Origin of the sequence: Cohnella boryungensis (genome assembly GCF_042651945.1) — a bacterium.
Taxonomy (GTDB): domain Bacteria; phylum Bacillota; class Bacilli; order Paenibacillales; family Paenibacillaceae; genus Cohnella; species Cohnella boryungensis.
In genome coordinates, this window is the sequence record NZ_JBHSED010000006.1 from 28,711 (window position 1) to 47,450 (window position 18,740).

Consider the following 18,740-nt stretch of genomic DNA (forward strand, 5'->3'; position numbering starts at 1 on the left):
AGAGGGAACTAACATGAGCAAAATCGTCTACATTGTCGGGGAACTGAATCCCGATGCGATACTGTCCGGGCCGGACGTGAAGCCGGAGCCGAACAAGGAAAAGCTGATCGAGCATTTCGAGCTGACGCTCGGCTCCTCATCGGCCATTACCGCGTGTGTGCTTGCCCGGTTGGGCGTGGAGGTAAGGTTTGTCTCCATCGCAGGCAATGACGAGTACGGTCGCTTCTGCATCGAGCAGCTTAACCAATATGGCGTCAACACGGATAACGTGGCGATTACGGAACGGGAGAAGACGGGCGTTACCTTCTCGCTGTCCAATCCGACGGACCGTTCGTTGTTGACCTACATGGGCACGATTCCGTTAGTGGAGCCGAGCCTTATTCCTCTAGGCGAGATTGCGCGCGAGGCGGACCATCTTCATTTCGGCTCGTTTTTCCTGCAGGAGGGGATGAAGCCGCACTGGCAGGAGCTGTTCCGTCAAGTTCGGGAGAAGGGCGTGACGACCAGCTTCGATACCGGATATGATCCGCATGAGCGCTGGGATCGCGAGACCATTGCTTCGCTGCTGGCTCATACGGATTATTTCGTGCCGAGCGAGACAGAGGCCGAGCATATTTTCGGGTCCTCGGACTCTGCCGGGCTGATGAACGCCCTTCCCGAGAAGCGGGGGCTCGTGGCTTTGAAGCGCGGGAGCGAAGGGGCGTCTTTGCTGGAGCCTTCGGGGACATGGATTCATGCCGAACCGTTCCGCGTATCGCCGATCGATACGACAGGAGCGGGAGATTCCTTCAACGCCGGATTTCTGTATGCAACCCTGCACGGAGCGTCGGCCGAGGAACGTCTCCGCTTCGCGTCGGCCTGCGGCGCAATGGCGACCCTTCGGATCGGAGGCGTCAAGGGAGCGCCTACGGCGGACGAAGTGCGGCAGTTTATAGCGGGGCAGCGCTGATCGACGCCTCTGCGAAAGCGGGGCGCTTTGCGCCGACATGGAAAGGAGGTGAGGCCGACCTGGGAAGGTTGGTTCGATCGCAGCTTGAGTGACTTCATGCAAACGGTAAGCCAGCTTTAAAAATCAGCGAACGGGAGATGAATGAGGATGAAGAAGTGGATGGTCCTGCTTGCGGCAATGATGGTGGTATTGGGAATCTCTTCGGCTGTAACGTCGGAAGGTCGCACCTATGCGGCCGGCACGGATTATTACGTATCGACGACCGGAAGCGACAGCAATGCCGGGACGAGTACGACAACCGCCTGGAAAACGCTGCAGTATGCCGCCAACACGGTTCCCGCAGGCAGCACGGTGCACGTCATGGGCGGCGTATATAATCAGAAGCTGAAAATTACGCGATCCGGTTCGGCTGCGGCAGGTCCGATTACCTTCCAGAATTACGCTTCGCAGACGGCAGTTCTGGACGGGACGGGGCTGAGCGTGGCTTCGGAAGACAGCCTGATCGAGATCGAGGATGCCAGCTATATCGTCGTCAAAGGCTTTGAAATCCGCAATCTTCAGACGAGCACGAAAAACAGAGTGCCGATGGGTATCTTTATCCATGGAGCGGGGAGCAACATCGAAATTCGAAATAATAAAATTCACGATATTAAAAATACGGCAACGCTGAGCTCTAATCTGGCAGGCCGGGATGCGCACGGAATTGCCGTATACGGCACGAAGGCTCCTGCTTCCCTGAACAATCTGACCATAGACGGCAACGAGCTTTACAACCTCGTGCTCGGCTCCAGCGAATCGCTGGTCGTCAACGGCAACGTCGATACTTTCTATATTACGAACAATCTGGTCCACGACAACGACAACATTGGCATCGATCTGATCGGCTTCGAGGGCACGGCGCCTTCTACGGCTTACGATCAGGCCCGCAACGGCGTTGTCAAAGGGAACACCGTCTACAACATCACCTCTGTCAACAATCCTTCTTATGGCCGCACGCTTCCCAACGGGTCGTATGGCGCGGACGGTATTTACGTGGATGGGGGCAAGGATAGTATCATTGAAATGAACTATAGCTACAACAACGATATCGGCATCGAAATCGCCAGCGAGCATGCCGGCAAATCAACCAGTGGAATTACGATTCGCAACAATTTCGTCTACAATAACAACTATACGGGGATCGCGATGGGCGGCTATGACACCGCCCGCGGCTCGACCGCCAATTGCGTGATCGTAGGCAATACGCTGTACAAGAACGATACGAAGGGCTTGAATGGCGGTCAGCTGCTTATTCAATACGATACGAAAAACAATATTGTGAAAAACAATATTATGGTGGCCAGCTCCAGCAATATTCTGTTCTATAACGACTATACGCTCAACAGCGGAAACGTCATCGACTACAATCTGTATGATGCTCCGGGCGGCTCCACTGGGGCCAAGTGGCGCTGGAAGGGCGTGACCTACACCGGGTTCTCCGCCTACAAGACGGCGAGCGGCAACGACGCCAACTCCTTGTTTACGGACCCGCTCTTGGTGAATGCCGCAGCGGGAGATTTGCATCTGACGGCGTCCTCCCTAGCCATCAACGCGGGAATTACCGATCTGTCCATTATCGGAACCTATGATATTGACGGAGATGCGAGAGTGCAGGGGACTGGCGTAGATATCGGCGCGGACGAGCGTTCGTAAATCGCCTAATCGTTTGCGATATAGGATTGTCCCTGGAGCTAACTGAGCTCAGGGACAATCCTTATTGAAGTTGAAAAATGTGATGAAGATGGCAAGTTAAGCCTCGTAAATTATATCTTGCAAACGAAGAAGAAGGATGGTAGAATATTTTCTTGTGAGCAACAAAATGCCGACTTAGCTCAATTGGTAGAGCAACTGACTTGTAATCAGTAGGTTGGGGGTTCAAGTCCTCTAGTCGGCACCATTTCCCAAATAATGAATCCCCTTTCCGTCCTGACGGGAAGGGGATTTTTGCGCGTGCAGCAAGCTAGTGCAATCGGAGTCCAAGCCATACCTCTTCAATCGTCAGCTCGCGCTCCAGGATTTCTCCTAGAAGCAGCTGAATCCACTCGTCATCTGCCGACTGCTCGGAAGCGACATGGAACCGGTTAATCAGGAATTCATCATCCATTGCATGAATGCTGTCCCTCATATCCCTCAATTGAATCACCGCCCGTATGGAGTAGTAAAATGCCGTTAAGCCGTATTACCCTAGGGGCGGAAAAATAAACCAATAGGACTAATTTCGCTAATTCGGGATTTGCGTAAGAACAAAGTCTCAATTCTAAAGAGCAGCTTTACTCCAGCAGGGAAATCTTGTATTCTTATCGAAGGGCACGCTTCGAATGGAATATAATAACAAATAATGTGCTCACAGGGGGATATGGAGAATGAAGAAACCATCTAAAAACTTGTTGAAAATGTCAATTGCTCTTGGCCTGCTTGCTATGGTATTGAGCGCTTGCGGAGGAAACAAAGACGAGAAGAGCAGCGCATCGCCATCGGCGTCGCCGTCTGCATCGCCGTCCGCATCCGCTCCGGCTTCGGAGTCGCCGTCCGCATCTGCACCGCCATCGGCTTCGTCGGCTGCAGGGGTTCCAGCCGGCTACAAGCTGTTTGAGGATGCCGCAAACGGAACGACGATTATTTATCCGGAAGATTGGACTGCGCAAGCCAATGTGGGCGGAGCGCTTGCGGCTATCGTTTCTCCGAAGGAAAGCGACAGCGACAAGTTCCAGGATAACGTGACTTTCATCATGCAGGATCTTGGCGGCCAAGAAGTTACTCTTGAACAATATATGGACCTTTCCAGACAGCAGCTTCAAGCCGTGATCACCGATATGAAGGTCGATACGGACGAAGCCGTAACGCTGGATTCGGGCGTGGAAGCTCATAACCTGATCTACACAGGCAAGCAAGGCGAGTTCGAATTGAAGTGGCAGCAAATCATTTCGATCGTCAACGGCAATGCAATCGTTGCAACCTATGTGGCGGAAGTGGGCAGCTTCGATAAGTTCCAAGAGACAGCTCAAGAAATCATCGGCTCTTGGACCGTTTATCTAAAATAAGAAGCGGTGTACATGCGAGAAGCGCGTCCCTCGGGGACGCGCTTTTTGCATAGGGAAAGGACGATTGCTACTGCGTCCGAGTCCGTTTCCGAAGATAAGGAAAAAGTCTTATTTTTAGTAGAAATGGCTTTACTAAATTAGGGAAATCCTGTATTCTTGCCAAAGGACGCTCAGCCCATGGGATTTTATAACAAATTTATGCGTTCACTAGGGAGATGTAGGAATGAAGAAATCATCTATGAAGCTGTTACAAATGTCTATCGCACTGGGATTGTTGGCTTTGGCGCTAAGCGCATGCGGAGGGAATAAAGAGGAGAAAAGCAGCGCTTCGCCGTCAGCGACTCCTTCGGCTACGGCATCCGCTTCACCATCTGCACCCGCATCGGAAACGCCGTCGGCTTCTCCATCCGCATCCGCTGCGCCTTCGGCGTCTGCTGCTAATGAATCGGAAGTGCCGGCCGGGTTTAAACGATATGAAGACCCGACATCGGGTACATCCATCTTGTATCCAGAGGATTGGACGGTTGAGCCTAACGCCTTTGGTTCGATTGCGATGTTCAAATCCCCGCCGGAGGACGATTCGGACAAGTTCCAGGATAACGTCTCGGTGGCGATGCAGGATATGGGCGGCGAAGAGGCCACTGTCGATCAATTTTTAGAGGCCACTAAGCAACAACTGCAAGGCGTCATTAGCGACTTCAAAGTAGTCGAAGAGGAATCCCAGACGCTGGACAGCGGCGAAAAGGCATATCTGCTTGCCTATACGGGCTCTCAAGGGGATTTCAAATTTAAATGGCAGCAGGTGCTGACGATCATCGACGGAAAAGCGATTGTTGCTACCTACACGGCGGAAGAAGACAAATTCGACAAGTTCTACGACATTGCCGGACAAATTATCGATTCCTGGACTGTCCTCTAGCACCGGCTATACGGAACAACGACGCGGCCCTCAAAGGGCCGCGTTTTTGATCTTGCGCTCGAATTTCTGCGGGAAGGCCATGGCCTCGTGCTTGAGCGCTTCCTCCCACAAGATCGCAGCCAGCGTTCGACGTTGAATCTGCTCCAGCCTCTTGCGGGCGAGCTCGAAGGTGACGCCGAAATGGACGGCGATGACTTCTACAGCCTCGTCGATTCGCTGCGGAAGCTTCAGGTGGCGCATCATATAGAAAGGCATGGCAGCGTACAGCACGAAGCGGTTAGCCTCCGCCTCCTGGCTCTCGCAGAAGAGCTTCGGCATAATCGTCTGGTTGCCTGCATGCCGGAGCACGTGGCACAGCTCGTGCAGGAAATCCTCCCATTGCGCCTCGCGCCCCAGCCGCTGGTCGACCAAGATGGATCTTAGCCCCATATACTCCAGTGCACGGCTTGTGTCCCGCATGAAGTGAACCCATACGTCCAGCTTGGCGGCGACCTCTTCAACATTCAGTTGCGCAGGCGTGAGAATGCCCGATTTCATCCACAGATGTTCGATCCACTGTTCCAGCGGGGTCGTTCGATAGTAGCTGTACATAGTTTCGTCCTCGGAATAAGAATGTATGTTCGCTTTTTGGGTGAAAAGAAAAGCCCGCGAGGGCCCTGCGCTTCATTTACTTTTGCCGTTCTCCGGGTTTGCGACCCTTTTCCTTCTCCATAATGAATTCCCAGAACCTTCGCATTTCCTCTTTGCGCTCCTCGGGAGCGTTCAAGTAATCCTTGAAAAACACGCCATGCTCCGGATTGTTAATGAATTCCTCGAAGGCGGGATGCTCCCGTTCCTCGCGGTTGCCCGAAGGCGCGCCCAGGTCGGCGGAGGCATTGTCCGTCCGTCCGAGCAGGTAATCGGTTGTCGTGCGGTAGTATTCCGCGAATCGGCCCAGCATCTCGGGATCGGGCTTGCGGTCATCCGATTCGTAGCGGGAGAGCTGAACGTTGCTGATGCCCAGTCCTCTGGCCGCTTCCAGCTGGGTTTTGGCGAATTTCTCACGTCTTTCCCGGAGGCGATTCCCTAAAGACATTTTAATCTTCCTTCACTATATAAGGATAACTATAGTATACCACATTTTCCGTATTGGTAAAACAAAAACCTTTGCCGAAATGGAAAAAATGGGATTGACTTTGCCTGTATGGCAATATAAAATGAGTTTATGTTACCGAAATGGCAAAAATATAAAGTGATTTGCCGAGAAACGATGAGTTGATTCGACATCGGAAAAACGCATTTAAAAGATTACATGTTTTGATAGTTTGCCAAAATGGCAAAAATAAAAGAAGGAGTGGGCCTATGAAAAGCTTACACATAACGGAGTTGGGAGACGCCTCTCTGCAAAGCTACCTGGAAACAAGAAGAATGCTGCTTCGTCAGGCGGACGTCTTGTGCGTTCGTATCGCCAAGATGGAGCCGGTTCGCACGATGGAGGAGATGGAGCAATTGCTCGCTCTGGATCACGACCGCAAGCTAGTCATGGATATGATCGCAAGCTGCTCTTATGTGATCGAATGGCTGGAGACCGGGAGAAGGCCGGGCAATCGCAGAGGCATTGAACGGCGGGCCGGCTATCAACGGGAAATTCCGATGGACCCGAGCCGGTTGCCGGCCGTCTCCGACAGGGGAGCAGAGCCGTCGTCTGCGGGAGGGATGAACGAGGCGGCGCGATTTCGCCTCGAAGGGGCCCTGCGCGGACTGACGGAACGGGAAAGGAGCTGTTATACGCTCGCTCACGGAGAAAGCTTCTCCTTCGCCGAGATCGCCGCCATGCTGAACATCAGCAAGTCCAGCGTCGGCACCTACATGGTTCGTGCCCAGCGCAAAGTCGAGGACAATATCTGCATCCATATCCTCGTCGGCTGATGGGTCGCATCGCTTGTCGTACGATTGCCACTTAGTTATGAGAGGACATTTTGAATCCAGGAGGTTGAAGCATGGTAAAGCACTTATTTCTGATTAACCGTGGGGTCCTCCGATGAGGGCAGGTATTCGCGAGCGGCTGATTCAACAAATTCCGGCCATCTCCGGCCGCGTGTTCGAAGCTCACGAATCGGCTGCGACCTTGGACAAACCTTACGTCCTGCTCATCCAAGGAGCCGATACGGCAGATACCGATTGGATGGGGTACAGCGCTTTGTTCGAATGCTGGCCCAGCGTATCGCAGCAGTCTGATTTTGCTGAAGTAGACGAGTTGGCGGAGCTAATTGTAGAAGCATTGGATGGACAGGCTCTCGTCGATCCTGTATCGCAGGTCGAATTCACATGCCGGTATGAAGGCACTGTGGGGGCAGACAAGGCCGATGCCGATCGGGATGTGATCACCCGGGGGCTTCGTTTCTTGGTAATCGGAGCTCGAGCCGTCGAGGAGACCGTGCAGGACGATTGGTTGGACGCTCTGTGCGACTGGACGCAAAGTACGTTAGGAGATCCTGACTGGCAGGCGTACGGCGGCAAGTGGCCGGCGAACTATACTCGCCCTTCCGTCCTCTGGAGATGGGACAGCATCGAGACGATTGCCGGTTCAAGAGTTTCTACGATTGAAGTGCGCAAGAGAGCGATCGGGCACGTGCTTGGCCGATCGGTGAACGAGCAGACGATGACGGTCACCGCACTGACGCAAAGCTTGAGCGAAGCCGTGAAAATTCCGCTTAACCCGCTTGAGCGTCGGTACTTGACCGTGAGCGCCCCGAACGTCGATCTGACAAGGGATGCGGTGACGGAAGGACAGATTTACGCCACCTTCTCGCGCAAAGTCGAACGCTATGCCGAACAAGGCCCGCTGATGCGGGAAGTCAAGATTCAACCGAATCCAAATTCATAAACGAGGTGGCACACAGATGGCTAACAAGAAAAATCCCGAGGCGGTCTATCCCCGGGACGAACTGATTCATCATGCGATCGAGCTGTTTCAGGCCAAGCCTGAGGCCGTAATCGGGGCGCTGCACTCCACAGGCAAAAACGAATTTACCGTCGACGAAGCGAGACGCTTGGTCGGACAATTTCTGAAAGGGAAGGTGCTGTAACATGGCGGGAGGAACTTGGAGCGCGACAGACAAACCGGTATTGCCGGGATTTTATATGACTTTTCAAGCTGCTGCGGCAGCTGCGATTCAACCGGGAGCAAGGGGAACGGCCATCGTTCCGGTGAGGGCGCATTGGGGCCCGGCGAATGAATTTGTGGAGATTTCCAGCGAAGCCGATGCCGCGAAGGCATTCACGCGATCGGAGGCGGACGGCGCAACCGCGTATCGTACCATTCGATTGGCTCTGCTCGGCGGAGCGAAGAAGGTCATCGCCTATCGTCTGGCGGCAAGCAGTGCGGCTGCGTCCGCACTGACTTTGGCCGATACGGCCGGTACGCCTGCGAATGTGCTGAAGCTGACGGCGAAGTATTCGGGCGCTCGGGGCAACGACTTCAAGGTAACCGTTCAAGCGAATGCGGTCGACGCCGCGAAAAAGGATCTGAAGCTGTTTGAGGGAACGACGCTTCTGCGTACCTTTACATTTGCCGGCGATTCGATCCAAGCGGCGGCGGACGCCATCAATGGCGATTCCGGCAACCTGTGGGTCGTAGCCGAGAAACTGGCCGAAGGCAGCGGTACGCTCGCCAACGTATCCGGCACTTCTCTGAGCGGCGGCGCTTCCGGCATCTCCGGTCTAGCGAACGCGGACTATCTGGACGCGCTGGCTGCTTTCGAGACTCGGGAGTTTAACGTGATCGCGCTGGATGGCGTATCCGATGCATCTATTCACGCCAGCGTTGCGGCTTGGGTAAGCCGGTTGCGCAATGAAGGCAAAGGCATCGTTGCGGTTCTCGGCGGCACTGCGGCGGACGATACGGCCGCGGATGCAGTTGCGAAGGCGATCGCCCGCAGCGCTTCGCTGAACCACGAAGGCATCGTGAATGTCGGAACGGGAGCCAAGCTGGGCGATGCGGTTTACAGCTCCGCACAAGTTGCCGCATACGTTGCGGGCTTGATTGCAGGCCAGGGCTTGAGCCAATCTACCACTTACGCGCCGTCTCCGTTCGAGGACGTCACGCGTCGCTGGACGCGGGCGGAACAGGAGCAAGCGGTTCGCGGCGGCGTTTTCCTGCTTGTTCATGACGGTCGTCTTGTTAAAGCGCTTCGGGGAATCAACAGTCTCGTTACGCTGCGCGAAGGCCAGAACCATCCGTGGAAAAAGATCCGCACGATCCGCGTCATGGACAGCATCAACTCCGATTTGCAGCGGACGGCCGAGGATTCCTATATCGGCAAGGTGAACAACACCGAAGAAGGCCGGCTGGCGTTGATCAGCGCTTGCAAGCAGTACATGCAGTCGCTTGCTCAAGCGGGCGTCATTGAAGCCGAAGGCTACGACGTATACGTCGATCCAGAGTTTACTCCGGAGCCGGATCAAGTTTTCCTGAAGTGGGAAGCTCGTCTGACGGACGTTATGGAACAAATTTTCAGCACGTTTATCGTGCGATAAGGGGGAACGAGAAACATGATGGATCCGACAAGAGCGATTTTGGGAACGTACGGGCAAGTGTTTATCGACGGGGTGTGGCAGACGAACATCAATAAGCTGGAAGCCTCTGTCGAGGTGGAGAAGCGCGAGCTGAAGCTGGCGGGCATGGAATGGACCGTCCACAAGCTCGGCACGAAGAAAGGCACGGGCACGATGAGCGGCTATAAGCTGACCAGCGATATGATCAGCCGCGGCTTCGCGAAGTTTAACATTATTAACAAACTGTCCGATCCGGAGTCCTACGGCTTCGAGCGCATCGAGCTGATCAACTGTGTTCCCGACAAAATTCAATTGGCCAACTGGACGGCAGGCGAGGAAGTGACGGAAGAGACGGCGTTCACCTTCGAAGGGTATCGTCTGCTTGATCCGATCGTTGCTAATTAAGAAGGGGAGGAACGAAAACATGTCTTTTGAACAATTGACGGAAGAACAGATTTTACAGCGCCTTCTGGGTGCAGATACGCTTCCTGAACGTGCGGTTCGCTTGGAGCGACTGGACATTCCGGTTAAGCTGCGCGGCCTGACCGGCAAACAAGTGTTCAGCATTCGCGAGCGCTGCACGGAGCGCAAGGAGAAGCGGGGCCAGACGATCGAGCGTTTGGACGAGGAGTTGTTCAACGTATCGTTGATCGCCGCTTCGACCATTTCCCCGAACTGGGGTAATCCTCAGCTGCTGACCAAGTTCTCGGCCAGTAGTGCTGAGGAAGTAATCAAACGCATTTTGCTTGCGGGCGAAATGTCCGCGCTTGGCGATGTCGTGCTTGATCTGTCCGGCTTCAATACGGAGCTGGAAGATGTAAAAAACTGATCCGATCCGGGGCGCTCGCCGGCATGATTCATGCGTTGTGGGTTCGCCACCACCTGCGCCCCGGACAGTTCTGGAACCTGCCTCGCGGCGAGCAGCTGTTCCTGATGGCCAGCATGGAGCTGGAGTGGGAAGCGGAAAGAGCGATGTCGGCAAAGGAAGGAGGATGATGGAATGGCAGGCGAGCAAATTGAAATTATTATCAATGCCAACGGTGTCGCCAGAACGGAGCAAGTATTCAAGTCCGTAGATAAGTATTTGGAGAGAATTCACAGGCGGGTGGACAAACTTGGCCGTATGCGGGTACATCCGATGGCCCGTTTGAATGACAGAGTCACTCCCCAGATTGAGAAAATCAATCGGCTGCTTAACCGGTTGACCGGACAAATTCGAAGGGTTACGATCGTGCCCGTGCTTAAACTGGAGGCGGCGGCAAAGCTATCCGCCAAGTTGGAGGCTACCTTCAAGCCGGTTTTGAAGGTCAAGATCAATGCGGATATCAATGCGGCGCTAAAAGCTGCTGCAACGCTGAAGGCCAAGCTTACTGCTGCACTGAAGCTAAAGCTCACGGCCGTTTTACGGGTGAAGGCCTCGCTTACGGTGTTCATTAAAGGCATTCTCAAAGGAAAGTGCCCTCCGTGCAAAGGTTCGGGAAAAGGGAAAGGCGGCAGTCCTCCCGGAAAGGGAAAACCGTGTCCGCCGAACCTGGGGAAAAGCAGCTGTCCTCCTGGGAAAGGCAAAGGGCCTGCAGGAGGACTCGGGAAGGGTAAGTGTTCACCGGGGAAGGACAAATCGCGTTCATCAGGAGGCGGTCGCGGAGGAAAAGGGGCAAAAGGAGGAAAGTTCAGCTTTCCTTGCCCCCCTGAAAAAGGGGGACGTCGTCAGCGTCCAGCCAAAGATACACGTAAAAAAATGCCGCTTCCGGATCGTGAACAGCCTAAAGGTGGTGCGAAGACAAGCAAACCCGGCGGAATCAAGCCTCCTGCCGCAGCGGTCAGTCCGCCGAAGCCAAAAGGGATATTCGGCAAACTGGCCGATGGAGCGAAAGGCTTTTTTGGAGGAAAAGCGGCATCTGGCCTAGGCAAGGCAGCTAAATTTGCAGGCAAAGCGATTAAGCCGCTTGGATTCCTTACCGATGCGGTTGACATCATAGGAGCCAAGCCGGGAGAAGAGCGAAATAAAGCGATCCGAAGCGCAGCAGGAGGCTGGGCGGGCGCTGCGGCCGGAGCTGCAACGGGCGCGGCCATCGGCTCCATTATCCCCGGGATCGGCACTGCAATCGGAGGCTTTGTCGGCGGAGCAATCGGAGGACTTGGCGGCAGCAAAATCGCCGAGAACATCGGAAATATTGGCAAGTCGATAGGAGACTTCGGCAAAAAAATCGGCGGCTTATTTTCATGGGGCAAAAAGAAGAAGAAAGAAGAGGAACCGGTGGCATTGCCGGAGCCGGAAACGCCAAGCGGACCGCAACTGATGCCTTCCCCGGCCGCGCCGTTTTCCGCGCCGTTTTCCGCTCCATCCGGTCCTCTTAACGTGAACTTGCCGGTTGGAGCCGTTCAGCTTACGGTTCAAGGCATGGATTTGAACTATGAAGAGCTGTCTGCGATCATCGGCAGCAAAGTTGCGGACGCCATAAGGCGCGCGATGGAGAACAGAGACTGATAAGCATAATGAAACGAGAGAAGGTGATCCCGGTTGGACTTTATCATTAGGGACCCCGCCACGAAGAAAATTTTTCACTTCCCGGTTAATCCCGAAGAAGTGTTGATCCGGCGGGAGAAGCAGTATGAGACTGCAACGATTTTGTCGCTTGGCGAGATCGATCTCATTCAAGGGGAGAGGGTCAAGGAGATCGCCTTCTCCTCTTTTTTTCCTAAAGTGTACGATCCGAGGTATTGCCGTTTGGCGAATATTCCCGAACCCCAAAAGGCGATGAATCAATTGACCGCCTTTCTAATGAAGAGACAGCCGATTCGGCTGATGATTACGGGGACCATCATTAATACCCTTGCTTACGTTTCTGCTCACGATTCGACAATCAAAGGCGGAGAAAGAGACGACATTTATTTTGATATCACCTTTCGTACTTATCGGGGAATTAAGGTTGGGAAAGCGCATAAGGCGGTTGATAGGCCGGATACAAAACCGATTCCCAAAGTGTACACGGTCAAGCCGGGCGACACGCTGAAGGCGATCGCCAAGCTGGAGTTGGGAAACAGTTCGAAGTGGCGCGAACTTTATAACGCCAATACGAAAGTAATCGGACGCGATCCCAACCTGATCAGACCCGGGCAAAAGCTGGTGATGCCATGAGCTTCGAGGTTGTATACGCCAATCAGTATGATTTGACTCAGTTGATTGAGGAGCTTTCCTTAGAGGAATCGCTTGAGGAGATCGCCTATTGCGCCAATATGAAGCTGGTGGTCACTCCCGACATGCCGGTCATTTCTCCGGGTCAGGAAATTCGCGTTTCCGGTATTCCGTTTGGAAGCACGAAGAAGGAAGTTTTGCTAAACCCGGGCGTCATATGGGAGTGTCACAGCTCGAACTTGGGCCGAAAGCATCTCAGCGTTACGGCATACGAGAAAACAATCTATCTCGCCAAGTCTGACGATGAACGCCTTATGCCGGCGGGGCAGACCGCAACCCAGCGAATTAAGCAGTATGCCAAGGATTGGGGAATCCCTGTAGGCAACATTGCCGATACCCGCATTAAACTCGCCAAAAACATCAAGCGTACACAGACGATTTTTTCGATGATTACGGAGGATTTGAAGGAAACGGCGGACAAGGGCGGCGCGTTGTATCGGCTGAGGATGACCGAGCGGGGGCTGGAATTGGGCGAAATCGGCAGCAATCCGATCATTTGGGAGCTGACCGCGATCGAAGAGATGACCCAGAACCGGACGCTTGAAGGCGCAATTACACAGGTTAAAGTCATTGGCCCGCAGGAAAGCGAGAATTGGGTGGCCAAGACGCTTGTTATAGAGAAAAAGGATACTGAGAAGTACGGAACACTGCAAAAGCTGATCATGGACAACAAAGTCGAGACGGTGGAGCAAGCGAAAAAGGTTGCTGCGAAGACGTTGCTGGGCCTTCAGGAAACCGTATCGCTCACGGCGCTGGATATCAATACGATTCGCGCGGGAGATCGCGTACGCTTAGACGAATGGGTACTGATCGTCACGAAGGTGCGTCATCAGCTCGGCGATCCGGGACGCATGGAGCTTGAGCTTGCCGCGGAAGGCAAAGTCAGGAGGGATTTCGGTGTCTGATCCGTTCAAGAGCTTGGTTTCCACGCTTGAAAGCCGGTTTTCCGGCATTGCGGCCAAGTCGTTATCTGGTGTGCCTTCGGAGCTTGGAACGATTACGGGATCAGGAGTTAAGCTGGATTCCTTTAAATATGAAATTCCGGATTATTACGTTGCCGAGTGGATGGCGGAGCTGGAACTGCCCGCTTTTTCCCTGATTGGCACAATGATCGCTCCGGTGGACGCGGCAGGCAACCCTACAGGGGGCGGCGCGCCCTCACAACGGACGCGATTTGATTTTGACGAGACAAAAATAGGCGAAGTGCGGCTGAATTGGTCTGCCGGGATCAAACCTGGTGATCGCGTGCTGGCCGTTCCGGTGAACGGCGGTAAGGATGCCGTAATCGTTTGCAAGGTGGTGAACTCAGGTGGCTAATTTATTTCCCAAGGAATTACCGGTGGAGGAGCCGGAGGAAGTGGTGGAGCCCGGGGTGTTTTTCGGGCGGAGCTGGCGTTTTGATTTCGAAGCGGGTGAGTTCGTCACGACGCCGAGCGGGAAGGTTGCTATCAGTGAGGGCAAGGATGCTTGGGTTGAATGGTGCAAGAAGGCATTGCTGACCGAGCGTTACCGGCATCTTGTGTATTCACGGGATTACGGTCAAGAGTTCGAAGAGCTGCTTCGTTCCGGACTGCCTCGTTCCGCGATCGAAATGGAGATTCAAAGAATTGCGACCGAGACGCTGATGAGCGATCCCCGGACCGCGGGCGTTGACGATTTTGTGTATGAATGGTCGGGAGACAGCTGTCATTTCAGCTGCGTTGTCTCCAACGTCCATGACGAAACGGCAGAAATTCAAGGAATGGCGGTGAGTGTGTAATGGCGACGATGCCGGAATTTTTGCAGGAACAGACGGAAGAAGCGATGCTGTCGAGAATGCTGGAACGCGTGCCCGCAGATCTCGATAAGTCGGAGGGCTCATACATTTGGGATTCGCTGGCTCCCACGGCTTATCAGTTGTACCGAGCGTCCGAGTGGGCGCGAGAGGTGCTGGATCGGGGCTTTGCTATGACGACATTTGGCCCGTATTTGAGAATGCGCAGTGAGGAGCACGGCGTGCTTCTGCGGTCGGCTGTTGCAGCGACTGGATTAGTTGTGTTGACGGGGAGCGCGGGCGCCGTTGTCCCTCTTGGATCCAGAGTGGCGACTCCGGCCGATGAGATGACGGAAACTTCGTCTATTGAGTATGAAACGACGGAGGCTGCCGTTCTGGACAGCCAGGGTGAGGCGGTCGTTCCAATTCGTGCGGTCGAGCCGGGCAGTCGCGGCAACGTGCCAATCGGCGCAGTCAGCTTGCTCGTTCAGCCGATTACGGGCATAACGGGAATTACAAATCAAGTAGCGATAACTGGGGGAACGGACGAGGAGTCCGATGAAGCTCTGCTCGCTCGCTATCTGTTGAAGGTGCGTCAGCCTGGCACAAGCGGCAATCGGTCGGACTATCAACAATGGGCTTTGGAAACGCCGGGAGTCAGCCGGGTTCAAGTGGAACCGTTATGGGACGGTCCGGGAACGGTCAGACTCTATGTGCTGGGTGAAGATAAGCGCGCCCCTAGTCAGACGATCGTTGATGCTGTGCAGCAGCATATTTCACCAGTTGCCGGTCAAGGGGAAGGCAAAGCTCCGATCGGCGCTGCGGTAAAGGTAGAAGCAGCGGTTGAAGTGCCGCTTAATATAGAAGCTAAACTGACACTGGCAAGCGGATCGACTTTGGAGCAAGCTAGGGAAGATTTTGAAGCGGGGCTGGCCGATTATTTGGAGCAGCTTGCTTTTGTCGATCCGCTCATTCGTTATAATCGGATTTCGGCGATTTTGCTGGACATTCCGCGAATCGTCGATTATGAAGGTATGCTGGTGAGCGGCGGCGTCGATAATATCGATTTATCGCTTGGCGAGGTCGCAGTAATCGGGACGGTGAGCTTAAGTGAGTAATTATGCGATGACAAGCGCCCGGGGGAAGGAGATGATGTCCTTCCTCCCGGATTATTATGCGACTTCGCGAATTATGAGCGCCAGTATGGAGGCTCAAGGTCAGGAGCTGGATGCGCTATGGCAGGCGCTCGATGGGACGCTGGAGCAATATTTTGTCTCGACGGCGACTTGGGGGCTGGAGCATTGGGAACGCGAGCTGGGCATCTCCATCGATGCTTCCAAGCCTGACGCGCAGAGACGAAGCGTTATTCTGTCCAAGCTGCGCGGGATCGGGACGGTAACAGTCAGCCTCATCAAATCGGTTGCAGAGGCTTACGACGGCGGGGCGGTCGAGGTGACGCTTCAGCCGGAAGCTTACACTTTTACGATAAAATTCGTCGATACGCGGGGCATTCCTCCGAATCTGGACGACCTTAAAGCGGTCATCGAAGAAATCAAGCCAGCCCATTTGGCCGTCGAATATGCCTTCACCTACACCCAGTGGGGGGAATTAAAGCAAACGACGTGGGACAATCTCAACAACTTCACCTGGGGTGAAGTGATGACTAGGAGTTGGAGCTAATGTCTGAGACAACGCCGAATATTGGATTGAAGAAACCGCTGGAGAGCGAGTTTGTAGATATTGGTGAACTGAATGGCAATATGGATGCAATCGACCAGGCTATGGGAGCAATGAGCCAACTTCCTACGGCTGCAAAAAGCGCGGCCGGAGCAATTGCGGAATTGAACGAACATGTGAAGAACAAACCTTCGCAGCAGGTTACGTTGAAAAACGGCGTTCAGATGGTTCAAGGAGGAGACTTGCCGGCGATCCTTCACCCAACGATGAAGGGCCGGACGCTCGTCAATCTGCTGGGGCGAGATGGGAATTGCGAGGATGCAAGTAAGTGGAATGTTATCGCCGCGCCCGATGCTGTATCCGCTCTAGACTCCAACAATAAAGCTTACGGAAATAACAGCCTGAAATTGACATGGAATAAATCTACCCAAACATGGACAGCGTTATCCCGTAACATTACGTCGCTAATCAATCCGTCGAAATATTACCTCGTACTGGGCGACGTGAAAAACGGAAACACCACATGGGCGAAAATTGGATTTCTTAAAAACGGAAACCTAACTTACTACGATACGCAGAATATCACCGACTCGTCTATGTTTAGCCTTAGCTATGCTAGAGTTGGACCTAATGAATTGGCAGGCATGACGTCTATGGATTTATTCCTCGTCATAAACGTCTCAGGTCCAGGACAATTCGCCTTTTTTGATGGTATTCGTCTATATGAAGTTTCTCAGGCCGAATACGATGCAATTCCATCGATGACTCGCGACGAGGTCGCCACAAAATATCCCTACGTAGACGATATGAAGCATGTCAATGCGGTCTATATCGAGAATAAGGGGAAGAATCTGCTTCCGCCTTTTTCGGAAGCAGCGATCAGTAGTGGCTGTGTAATAACTGATTCGTATAAAATCGACGTTTCTAATACTAGTGATTATGGTGGAGCAACTTGGGAGATAGATATTCCTTTGGGAACAACATATACTTTTTCGCTTGTTGTTGAAGGATATATAAATACAACGAACAAACCGTATTACTACATTGATGAATTTGACAAGAATGGAAACGCTACTGGCGGAATTAGCAATTTAATGCCTACAAACGGTTTGAATGTTACAACCTTCACCACCTCAGCCAATACAAGAAGACTGAGAATTGCGACTTGGAAAATAGGGAATGGATTTTTTAAATTTGCTAGTCCCATGCTCAATATCGGTTCAGAGGCCCTCCCGTTCGAGCCTCAGAAACCGTCCTATCTCTATCTGCCCGACTGCAACCTACGCTCCGATCTAGATGGCAGTGTAGCGGATCGACTGTATACGGATGGACAGGGTAGACCAAGAGCAACGAGAAGATTTCGGGAGATGGTATTGGATGGGACGCTTGGGTGGGTAATGGCGGGAAATTATTCAGGTTATAAATATGCTGAATATACTCTGCCGGTTGCTTCTACTGGTTTGAATAACTCAAATAATCTTAGATGTGTAAAATACGACGGAAAAGTACTTTTTACTTCAGGTATCACGACAGGTGCAGACCAAGTTGCCGTTAACTCATCTAATAGAGTTACATTCGGTATCTCCATTGCAGAAAGCGACAGTGGGTGGGGAGATTCCTATACGCCTACGGCAGATGAGATTAAGGCTTATTTTTGGGGCTGGAAGATGTATCCGCAAGGGGGGCTTAGTACCGATAAATTCTCATCGGGTACTAAACTGTGGTGCCGTAGATCGGAAGTAGGACTCACCCTTACAGATGTACGTACCAGCGTACCTGCGGAAATGTCGCTCAACTTCACCCCTTATCGCCTCATGTACCAACTCGCCCAAAGCGTAGATGAGCCCGTCACCTATGAGGGTGCTTTAATGCTTCATGAAGGTGACAACCAGGTTGAGGTCGGAACGGGGGTTGTGGTTAGGGAAGTCGCAAATCCTACAACGGTCAATGGGAAATACTTTATTAATGGCAGTAGTGCTGCACCAATGAAATATAGAGTCAACAAAATGGTTCGAATCTATAAGTTTCAAGAAAAAGACGATTGGAAATTTGCCAATCAACCTTACTCCACAATACTAGGTCTTGGTTATGGAGAGATTCCAGAAGCTCATTTTGACAAAACTGGTGCATATAGTTCGACATATCTAGCACTCGACACCTACACACTCGGCATCGTCCCGCAGACAATCAGCGCCGAATACGCACCGAACATCCGGGAGTCCGTCGAATCGCTTGTACGCGAAGCGGTAGAGGCGCGGACGGAAACGTCCGTATTACGGAATACGAAGGCACAGAAGCAGCCGCCGCAATGGATTAGCGCGACTTTGCTAAATGGGTGGACCAACCGATACGGAGCTGCCGGATACTATAAAGATGACTCTGGCATCGTTCATCTAAAGGGATTTTTGCAGAACGGAGCAGTGGCGCAAGGGACTGTGTTATTTTATTTGCCTAAAGGATATAGGCCGTCCCAGCTTACACCGATAAGTACGATAACTTACTCGACAAATTCAGATGCTAGCCCATTTGCAGTAAGTGTTGATCTAAACGGCTCCGTGACTTTAACTTTTGTTGCAAAAAGTTTCGTGCCATTGGACGGAATTTCATTCAGAGCCGAACAATAAGGAGGG

22 protein-coding genes and 1 tRNA gene are annotated in these 18,740 nt (G+C 53.0%); 20 read left to right on the forward strand and 3 right to left on the reverse strand.

Translation table 11 applies throughout. From position 1 onward, the window contains the following. Positions 1 to 13: 13 nt before the first annotated feature. The 3 genes from ACFO1S_RS05855 (at position 14) to ACFO1S_RS05865 (ending at position 2,885) form a co-directional block, all read left to right on the forward strand. Positions 14 to 949, forward strand: coding sequence for a carbohydrate kinase family protein (locus tag ACFO1S_RS05855; protein WP_204606082.1), 936 nt, complete (start codon positions 14 to 16; stop codon positions 947 to 949). A 147-nt stretch (positions 950 to 1,096) separates the two neighbouring features. Continuing rightward, entirely contained in the window at positions 1,097 to 2,641 is a 1,545-nt protein-coding gene (locus ACFO1S_RS05860) for a choice-of-anchor Q domain-containing protein (protein WP_204606081.1), read from the forward strand. 168 nt (positions 2,642 to 2,809) lie between these two features. Then, positions 2,810 to 2,885: transfer RNA gene (locus tag ACFO1S_RS05865), tRNA-Thr, on the forward strand. 63 nt (positions 2,886 to 2,948) lie between these two features. On the opposite strand, the gene ACFO1S_RS05870 is transcribed toward ACFO1S_RS05865, so the two are convergent. Beyond that, positions 2,949 to 3,122, reverse strand: coding sequence for a hypothetical protein (locus ACFO1S_RS05870; RefSeq protein ID WP_465251297.1), 174 nt, complete (start codon positions 3,120 to 3,122; stop codon positions 2,949 to 2,951). A gap of 229 nt (positions 3,123 to 3,351) precedes the next feature. Between ACFO1S_RS05870 and ACFO1S_RS05875 the strand changes: the two genes are divergently transcribed. Both ACFO1S_RS05875 and ACFO1S_RS05880 read left to right on the forward strand, forming a co-directional pair. Continuing rightward, positions 3,352 to 4,029 carry a hypothetical protein gene (locus ACFO1S_RS05875; protein ID WP_204606079.1) on the forward strand — a complete coding sequence of 226 codons (678 nt, stop codon included), beginning with the start codon at positions 3,352 to 3,354 and terminating at the stop codon, positions 4,027 to 4,029. A 223-nt stretch (positions 4,030 to 4,252) separates the two neighbouring features. Further along, positions 4,253 to 4,948 carry a PsbP-related protein gene (locus ACFO1S_RS05880; RefSeq protein ID WP_204606078.1) on the forward strand — a complete coding sequence of 232 codons (696 nt, stop codon included), beginning with the start codon at positions 4,253 to 4,255 and terminating at the stop codon, positions 4,946 to 4,948. Positions 4,949 to 4,978: 30 nt separating this feature from the next. Here ACFO1S_RS05880 and ACFO1S_RS05885 read toward each other — a convergent pair whose 3' ends face one another. Both ACFO1S_RS05885 and ACFO1S_RS05890 read right to left on the reverse strand, forming a co-directional pair. Beyond that, a complete protein-coding gene (locus ACFO1S_RS05885; protein ID WP_204606077.1) occupies positions 4,979 to 5,539 on the reverse strand; it encodes an ImmA/IrrE family metallo-endopeptidase in 561 nt (186 codons plus the stop codon). 76 nt (positions 5,540 to 5,615) lie between these two features. Then, positions 5,616 to 6,023: a helix-turn-helix domain-containing protein gene (locus tag ACFO1S_RS05890; protein ID WP_204606076.1), complete on the reverse strand. Its 408-nt coding sequence runs from the start codon at positions 6,021 to 6,023 to the stop codon at positions 5,616 to 5,618. A gap of 266 nt (positions 6,024 to 6,289) precedes the next feature. On the opposite strand from ACFO1S_RS05890, the gene ACFO1S_RS05895 reads away from it, so the two are divergent. From ACFO1S_RS05895 to ACFO1S_RS05965, 15 genes are all read left to right on the forward strand, one after another. Then, on the forward strand, positions 6,290 to 6,856 hold the full coding sequence (locus ACFO1S_RS05895) for a sigma factor-like helix-turn-helix DNA-binding protein (protein ID WP_204606075.1): 567 nt from the start codon (positions 6,290 to 6,292) through the stop codon (positions 6,854 to 6,856). A 112-nt stretch (positions 6,857 to 6,968) separates the two neighbouring features. Then, on the forward strand, positions 6,969 to 7,814 hold the full coding sequence (locus ACFO1S_RS05900) for a hypothetical protein (RefSeq protein WP_204606074.1): 846 nt from the start codon (positions 6,969 to 6,971) through the stop codon (positions 7,812 to 7,814). Positions 7,815 to 7,830: 16 nt separating this feature from the next. Beyond that, positions 7,831 to 8,016 carry a hypothetical protein gene (locus ACFO1S_RS05905; RefSeq protein WP_204606073.1) on the forward strand — a complete coding sequence of 62 codons (186 nt, stop codon included), beginning with the start codon at positions 7,831 to 7,833 and terminating at the stop codon, positions 8,014 to 8,016. Position 8,017: 1 nt separating this feature from the next. After that, positions 8,018 to 9,466: a phage tail sheath family protein gene (locus ACFO1S_RS05910; RefSeq protein WP_204606072.1), complete on the forward strand. Its 1,449-nt coding sequence runs from the start codon at positions 8,018 to 8,020 to the stop codon at positions 9,464 to 9,466. Between the two features lie 15 nt (positions 9,467 to 9,481). Further along, positions 9,482 to 9,889, forward strand: a complete 408-nt coding sequence (locus ACFO1S_RS05915) for a phage tail tube protein (protein WP_204606071.1) — start codon at positions 9,482 to 9,484, stop codon at positions 9,887 to 9,889. A 19-nt stretch (positions 9,890 to 9,908) separates the two neighbouring features. Then, complete coding sequence (locus ACFO1S_RS05920) at positions 9,909 to 10,313, forward strand: phage tail assembly chaperone (protein WP_204606070.1); 405 nt, start codon at positions 9,909 to 9,911, stop codon at positions 10,311 to 10,313. Positions 10,314 to 10,336: 23 nt separating this feature from the next. Next, the gene (locus ACFO1S_RS05925; RefSeq protein WP_181917514.1) at positions 10,337 to 10,480 is read left to right on the forward strand and encodes a hypothetical protein; all 144 of its coding nucleotides are present in this window, start codon (positions 10,337 to 10,339) and stop codon (positions 10,478 to 10,480) included. Between the two features lie 4 nt (positions 10,481 to 10,484). Beyond that, positions 10,485 to 11,972, forward strand: coding sequence for a hypothetical protein (locus ACFO1S_RS05930; protein WP_204606069.1), 1,488 nt, complete (start codon positions 10,485 to 10,487; stop codon positions 11,970 to 11,972). 33 nt (positions 11,973 to 12,005) lie between these two features. Further along, positions 12,006 to 12,623, forward strand: a complete 618-nt coding sequence (locus tag ACFO1S_RS05935) for a LysM peptidoglycan-binding domain-containing protein (RefSeq protein ID WP_204606068.1) — start codon at positions 12,006 to 12,008, stop codon at positions 12,621 to 12,623. Beyond that, positions 12,620 to 13,585: an XkdQ/YqbQ family protein gene (locus ACFO1S_RS05940; RefSeq protein WP_204606067.1), complete on the forward strand. Its 966-nt coding sequence runs from the start codon at positions 12,620 to 12,622 to the stop codon at positions 13,583 to 13,585. The genes ACFO1S_RS05935 and ACFO1S_RS05940 overlap by 4 nt, the downstream gene beginning before the upstream one ends. Next, positions 13,578 to 13,997, forward strand: coding sequence for a hypothetical protein (locus ACFO1S_RS05945; RefSeq protein WP_204606066.1), 420 nt, complete (start codon positions 13,578 to 13,580; stop codon positions 13,995 to 13,997). The genes ACFO1S_RS05940 and ACFO1S_RS05945 overlap by 8 nt, the downstream gene beginning before the upstream one ends. Continuing rightward, positions 13,990 to 14,439, forward strand: a complete 450-nt coding sequence (locus ACFO1S_RS05950; protein WP_204606065.1) for a DUF2634 domain-containing protein — start codon at positions 13,990 to 13,992, stop codon at positions 14,437 to 14,439. The genes ACFO1S_RS05945 and ACFO1S_RS05950 overlap by 8 nt, the downstream gene beginning before the upstream one ends. Continuing rightward, positions 14,439 to 15,551, forward strand: a complete 1,113-nt coding sequence (locus ACFO1S_RS05955) for a baseplate J/gp47 family protein (protein ID WP_204606064.1) — start codon at positions 14,439 to 14,441, stop codon at positions 15,549 to 15,551. Before ACFO1S_RS05950 ends, ACFO1S_RS05955 begins: the two co-directional genes overlap by 1 nt. Continuing rightward, entirely contained in the window at positions 15,544 to 16,113 is a 570-nt protein-coding gene (locus ACFO1S_RS05960) for a YmfQ family protein (RefSeq protein ID WP_378126410.1), read from the forward strand. The genes ACFO1S_RS05955 and ACFO1S_RS05960 overlap by 8 nt, the downstream gene beginning before the upstream one ends. Further along, complete coding sequence (locus tag ACFO1S_RS05965; RefSeq protein ID WP_204606063.1) at positions 16,113 to 18,734, forward strand: hypothetical protein; 2,622 nt, start codon at positions 16,113 to 16,115, stop codon at positions 18,732 to 18,734. Before ACFO1S_RS05960 ends, ACFO1S_RS05965 begins: the two co-directional genes overlap by 1 nt. Positions 18,735 to 18,740 lie beyond the last annotated feature (6 nt).